The organism is Allobosea sp. TAB14 (assembly GCF_052113865.1).
Taxonomy (GTDB): Bacteria; Pseudomonadota; Alphaproteobacteria; order Rhizobiales; family Beijerinckiaceae; genus Allobosea; species Allobosea spartocytisi.
Genome location: NZ_JBFRDQ010000272.1, coordinates 1 through 4433, shown reverse-complemented (window position 1 = coordinate 4433; position 4433 = coordinate 1). Strand labels below are relative to the sequence as shown.

4 protein-coding genes are annotated in these 4433 nt (G+C 68.9%); all 4 read right to left on the bottom strand.

Going from position 1 to position 4433, the window contains the following annotated elements; genetic code table 11:
* Nucleotides 1-226 (bottom strand): hypothetical protein (locus AB4Y99_RS26025; RefSeq protein ID WP_441525361.1); only part of this gene is annotated, 226 nt, incomplete at its 3' end.
* A 161-nt stretch (nucleotides 227-387) separates the two neighbouring features.
* A complete protein-coding gene (locus AB4Y99_RS26020; RefSeq protein ID WP_112764930.1) occupies nucleotides 388-597 on the bottom strand; it encodes a hypothetical protein in 210 nt (69 codons plus the stop codon).
* Between the two features lie 107 nt (nucleotides 598-704).
* On the bottom strand, nucleotides 705-2468 hold the full coding sequence (locus AB4Y99_RS26015; RefSeq protein WP_441525360.1) for a hydantoinase B/oxoprolinase family protein: 1764 nt from the start codon (nucleotides 2466-2468) through the stop codon (nucleotides 705-707).
* Nucleotides 2469-2478: 10 nt separating this feature from the next.
* Nucleotides 2479-4433, bottom strand: a 1955-nt coding sequence (locus AB4Y99_RS26010; protein WP_441525359.1) for a hydantoinase/oxoprolinase family protein, incomplete at its 5' end; no start/stop codon positions are given.

Genomic DNA, 4433 nt, shown 5'->3' with positions numbered 1-4433 from the left:
AGCCATAGCCGTCGCCACGGCCATAATAGCGCTGGCGCGCCATGGTCTCCTGCATGATCATCAACCGCTCGCGCTTCGCCTCGGTCATCGCGAAGTGAAGCGGCTGCCGGTCGAGCTGCTGGGCCAGGACCTGCGGCAGCGCTTCGCCTGCCCGAGCTATCGGCGCCACCGCCATGACCGAAGCGGCGCCAAGGATGGCCGCTGCCAAAACTGAATACCGACGCATGGGAATCTCCCTTTCTGCTGTTGGGCATTAAAGCCCTTGGTATTGGAACGCAGGCTGAACGAAATCGTTCGCCTTCGTTCATCTGCCATGATGCGACGCCAGGGCGCTCGGCGCCGCGTGGAGGGGCGAGGGCGGGGCTTCCCGGAGCGCGGCAAACGCCTTCAGCCGCTGTTGTCGGTCCCGCCGGTGCGGCTGGTGGCGGACTGGCTTCTGGCGGCATTGTCGAGGCACTGCGCCATCTCGGAGGTGCCCCATTTGAACTTCGAGCACTGGGCGGTTCCCACGGTGAGGTCGCGGGCGGGGTGATCGGACTGGGGCGTGCTGTTGCAGCCGGTCAGAGCCAAGGTGATGATGGCGAGCGCCAGTCGCATTGGATTCCTCCTTGCCGTTAGGGCCGGCGATTAGGCCGCCTGCGCCGGATCGATTCAACCCCCGTCGATTGTCGCAGGGGTGCGCTGGCTTCGATCCCTGTCGCGATCTAGGCCGCCGAGCGCCTCCGCCCGTCCCTGAGCAGCGCCAGCGCGGCATCGACCAGCGCGTCGCCATATCCGGCGCGGGCGTGGTCCTCGGTCATGATCTCGTTGAGCAGATCGGTCGCGATCAGGGCGGCCGGCCGCTGCGCCGGATCGCCGAAGCCGCCGCCGCCGGGCGTCGCGATGCGAATGGTCTCGCCGGCATCGACGAGAAGCTGGGCGATCTTCGAGGGCAGCGCCTGCTCGCGCCCGGTTCCGGGGTTGCGGGTGACGCGGCCCTTTCCGCCGGTCAGGCCGCCTTCCGCGCCGGGCGCTCCGGCCTTGTGCCGGTCGGAGCGGGCTTCGAGATTCGTCCTGTCGTGCAGGGCGCGTACGGTGCGGGCGATACCCATGCCGCCACGCCACCGGCCGCAGCCGGCCGAGTCCCGGACGAAGGCGTATTCCTCGACATGGAGCGGGAATTCGTTCTCCAGCGCCTCGGTGGGGAGGTTGAGCGAGTTGGTGACATGGACATGGATTCCATCCATGCCGTCGCCGTCGCAGCGCGCGCCGCCGCCGCCGCCGACCGTCTCGCCGCAGATGTAGAAGCTGCCGTTCTCGGGGCGGTGGCCGGAGACGCTGAAGGAGGGCAGCACGTCATAGGCCGAGGCGATGCGCGTGGCGGGATCCACCAGCGGCTGGAAGGCGCCGAAGATCGCGCCGGCCAGGCGCTGGCAGGCGATGGTGCGCGAGCCCACCGGGGCGGGCGAGCGCGGATTGACGATGCTGCCTTCCGGCGCGCGCAGGACGATCGAATCCATCATGCCGGAATTCGCCATCAGCTCGGGATCGAGCAGCGCCTTGACGCAGTAATAGGCCGTGGCCCGCAGGGCGTTCGGGGCGATGTTGATCGCTCCGCGCGCCTCCGGCCCGCTGCCGGCGAAGTCGATCACCAGCTTGCCGTTCTCGACGCTGACGGCGGCGCAAAGCGGCACCATCTCGCCATCGGGCAGGCCGTCATCGTCGAGCCAGGCGGTGAAGCGGCTGGGCGGGCCTTCCGCGAGGCCGGCGATGCGCAGGTCCAGCCGCCGCTTGGTATAGGCGAGCAGGTCGCGGATGCGCGCCTTGAAACCGTCGACGCCCATGCGGCGCACCAGTTCCAGCGCGGCGTCGCAGCCGCGCTCATTGGTGGCGACCTGGACGCGCAGATCGAGCAGGCGCTCCTCCGGCAGGCGCGAATTCAGCRCGATCAGATTGAGGAGGTCCTCGTCGACCTCGCCCTGGCGGCTGACCCGCATCGCCGGGATGCGCAGGCCCTCCTCGAAGATCGAGCGCGCCGTCGGCGAGACCGAGCCGGGCACGGCGCCGCCGACATCGGTATGGTGGCCGATATTGACCACGAAGGCGATCAGCTCCTCGCCGTGGAACACCGGCGTCGCGATGGCGATGTCGGGGAGATGCGTGCCGCCGGCCGCGTAGGGGTCGTTCGAGATGAAGGCGTCGCCCGGGCGGATTTCGGCGCGCGGATAGCGCGCCAGCAAGGCTTCGACGACGCCCATCAGCGAGCCGAGATGGACCGGGATATGCGTCCCCTGTGCGACCAGCCGGCCCTGCCCGTCGAACAGCCCGACGGAGAAGTCGCGGCGTTCCTTGATCTGCGCCGAGAAGGACGAGCGCATCATGTTGATCGCCATGGTCTCGGTGATCGAGAGCAGGCGATTGGCGAAGACCTCCATCGCGATCGCATCGAAACCCGCGATCGACGGGGCGGCTTTGACGGGCATCGGCATGGTCGGATCCTCAACGCTCGAGCGCGATATGGATATTGCCGAGGCCGTCGACCTCGGCTCTCTGGCTGGGGAGGATGACCGTCGTGCCGCTCATCTCCTCGACGATCGCCGGTCCCGCGAACGGCGTGCCGGCGGGCAGGAGCGCGCGCCGGTAGATCGGCGTCTCGACCCAGCCGCGATCAGGACCGAAATAGACTTGGCGCGTCTCGATCCGCGCGGCGTCGAGCGAGGTGCCGGTCGCTGGCGCCGCGCTTTCGCCCTTTCTGACATGGCAGACCGCCTTGAGCCGGACATTGACCACCTCGATGTCGCGCCCGTCCAGGCTGTAGCCGAACTGGTCGGCATGGGCGCGGTGGAACCGGCCGACGAAATCGTCGAGCAGGTCGCTCCGCAGATCGTCGAGCGGCACGGGGATGTAGTGGCTCTGGCCGCGATAGCGCGCATCGAGCGTGAAGAGCAGCTCCTGGCCGGAATGCGGGATCGCCTCCGTCGCCAGCCAGGCGCGGCCGGCCTCGGACAGTTCGGCGCCGAGCGCGACGAGGTCGGCCCAGCTCTCCGAACTCACGCGGATCAGGGCCGTGCGCACATAGTCGCGGCTGAGATCGGAGAGCAGGACGCCGCGCGCGCAAAGCGTGCCGGGCTCCTGCGGAACGACGATCTTGTCGAGGCCGCATTCCTCCGCGACGTCGGCGGCATGCAAGGGGCCGGCGCCGCCGAAAGCGAAGAGCGTGAAGGCGCCGAGATCATGCCCGTGCTCGATCGAGACGGAGCGGATCGCCCGGCTCATATTCGCGGTGGCGATGCTGACGATGCCGTAGGCGGCTTCCTCGACCGAGAGGCCGAGCGGGTCGGCGATCTGGCTGCGGATCGCCGCATAGGCGAGACCGCGATCGACCTTCATCCGCCCTTCGAGCAGGGCCACCGGGTTCAGCCGGCCGAGCACGATATTGGCGTCGGTCAGCGTGACCTCGGTGCCCCCACGCAGATAGGAGATCGGCCCCGGCATGGCGCCCGCGCTCATCGGCCCGACCTTCAACGCCCCGGCATCGTCCAGCCGCGCGATGCTGCCGCCGCCGGCGCCGATGACATGGATGTCGACCATCGGCATCCGCACCGGGTGGCCGGCGACCAGCCGGCTCGAGGTGAACTGCGCCCGGCCGCCGGTGATCAGCGAGACGTCGGTGCTGGTGCCGCCGACATCGAAGGTGATGATCTCGCTCTCGCCGATCTCGGCGCCGATCCGGGCCGAGCCGATCACGCCTGCCGCCGGCCCCGACAGGCAGGTGAGCACCGGCAATTCCTCGACGGTCTGCACCGGCAGGAGCCCGCCATTGGAATGGAAGGTCAGCGGCTCGACGCGGATGCCGCAGGCCGCGATCTTCTCGCGCAGCCGATGCAGGTATTTCTGGGTGCGCGGGCCGACATAGGCGTTCAGGACCGTGGTCGAGAAGCGCTCATATTCGCGAAACTCGGCGACGACCTCGGAGGAGATGCTGACATAGAGATCGGGTGCGACGCGCGCGATCAGGTCGCGGACCGCGCGCTCATGCGCGGGGTTGCGGTAGGAATGCAGAAAGCCGACGGCGATGGCCTTCACGCCGCTGTCCCGCAACTGGACGACGAGTGTCTCCACCGCCTCGAGATCGGGCGCGGTCAGCGGCGTTCCCGTCTTGTCGAGGCGCTCCTCGACCTCGACCCGGAGATGCCGCTCGACCAGCTCCTCGGGCTTGCGCACCGACCAGTCGAAGAGCGAGGGCCGGGTTTGGCGCCCGATGGCCAGGACGTCGCGGAAACCCCGGGTGGTCAGGAGCCCGGTCGGCACGCCGCGCCGCTCGATCACCATGTTCGTGGCGACGGTCGTGCCATGGCCGACATAGCCGACATCGTCCGGCGAGACCGCGTTGAGCTCCAACATCTCGACGATGCCCGAGGCGATGGCGCGCGAAGGATCGTCCGGCGTCGAAG